The organism is Streptomyces phytophilus, from assembly GCF_013870535.1.
Classification (GTDB): Bacteria; Actinomycetota; Actinomycetes; order Streptomycetales; family Streptomycetaceae; genus Streptomyces; species Streptomyces phytophilus.
This window is the reverse complement of record NZ_JACBXC010001358.1, coordinates 1-1,558: the sequence shown is the minus strand read 5'-3', so window position 1 is coordinate 1,558 and position 1,558 is coordinate 1. Positions and strand designations below refer to the sequence as shown.

Genomic DNA, 1,558 nt, shown 5'->3' with positions numbered 1-1,558 from the left:
GAACTGGCCGCCGGCTGGCGGGTGCAGGCGATGGAGATGGCGCCGCTGCCCGCCGCGTCCGCGCCGTGGTGGGCGACGGAGAAGGTGTGCGAGTTCGCCGCCGGGATCACCGACCCGCTGGTGCTGAGCCGGCTGGTGGCGTCGGTGCAGCGGGCGCGCTGCTCGTGGTGCGGCCTGGAGATCATCGGCGACCGGTGCCTGCTGTGCGCCACCCCGGTGCCCCCGGGCCCCGCCGCCCCGTCGCCCGCGCCGCCGCAGGCCGTACCGCAGTTCATGCAGCAGCCCGTACCGCAGCAGGGCGCGCCCCCGCCCGTGGTGCAGCCGCCGCCGCAGCAGTCCGTACCGCAGCCGCCGCACCAGCCTGCTGTCGGCGCGGCCATACCGTCACCCCCCGAGATCAACCGTTGAGGTCCCGTCGATGAACTCACGCCAGCGTCGCGGCATCATCCTCGTCCTGCTGTCGGTCCTCGTCGCACTCGGCGCCTTCGCCGGCGTGCTGGCGTTCGTCAGCGACGTGGAGTCCAAGGTCGGCGACGAGGCCACCGCGTACCGGCTCACCACCGACGTCGAGGCGTACGAGCCGCTCGGCGCCGACCAGTACGAGAAGACGACCATGCCGAAGCGCTGGCTGCCCGACACCGCGGTCACCGACCCGGACGAGCTGGCCGGGAAGGTCGCGCTCACGCCGCTGAAGGAAGGCTCGCTGCTGCAGAGCGACATGGTCAGCGGCCGCCCGGAACTGGAGCCCGGACAGCAGGAGATCGCCATCATGATCGACGCCTCCACGGGCGTCGCCGGAAAGATCACCCCGGGCGCGCGGGTCAACATCTTCGCCACCTTCGACGCCCAGGGCGACGGCGACAAGCCCGTCTCCCAGGTGATCGTGGCGGGCGCCCGCGTCATCGACGTCGGCGAGCTGACGCCGATCGAGCGCACCGGCGACGACGACCCCCGGGCCGACGAGGGCGAGGCCGTGCCGATCACCTTCGCCCTGGCCACCTCCGACGCGCAGCGCGTGGCGTACGCGGAGTCCTTCGCCACCCACGTGCGCCTCGCGCTGGTCGCCCCCGGCGAGGAGGACGCGGACATCGCCCCCGAGGACCGCACGTACACCCTCGACGAGGACCGGTGAGGGGCCGCACATGACCATCCGCATCCCGCGACGGGCCGCCGCCCCGCCCCCCTGCGCGGCGCAAGGGGGCCGGCGGCCATGACCGTACGCATCCAGCCCGTCATCGCCGACCCCGACGCGGCCCGCGCCACCGTCTCGCTGCTCCACCAGCTGCCCGACGCCGAGCCCGCCGCGCCGATCGGCGACTCCGTCGCGCTGCTCGACCACCTCGCGACGCTCGCCGGCACCGGCGTGGCCGAACTGCCCGAGGTGCTCCTCGTGCACGAGCGGATCGGGCCCGTGCCCGCGCTGGAGCTGATCCGCGACGTCGCGCTGCGCTTCCCCGCCGTCGGCACCGTCCTCGTCACCGCCGACACCTCGCCCGCCGGCTACTCCGCCGCCATGGACGCCGGCGCCCGCGGCGTCGTCGGGCTCCCGCTGGCGTAC

The 1,558-nt window shown here is 74.6% G+C and carries 1 protein-coding gene and 2 pseudogenes; all 3 read left to right on the top strand.

Annotated elements, in window-relative coordinates:
• Positions 1 to 408: pseudogene (locus H5J30_RS32355) on the top strand (hypothetical protein); the annotation flags it as partial.
• A 10-nt stretch (positions 409 to 418) separates the two neighbouring features.
• A complete protein-coding gene (cpaB, locus tag H5J30_RS32350; protein ID WP_018851648.1) occupies positions 419 to 1,132 on the top strand; it encodes a Flp pilus assembly protein CpaB in 714 nt (237 codons plus the stop codon).
• A 78-nt stretch (positions 1,133 to 1,210) separates the two neighbouring features.
• Positions 1,211 to 1,558: pseudogene (locus H5J30_RS32345) on the top strand (ParA family protein); the annotation flags it as partial.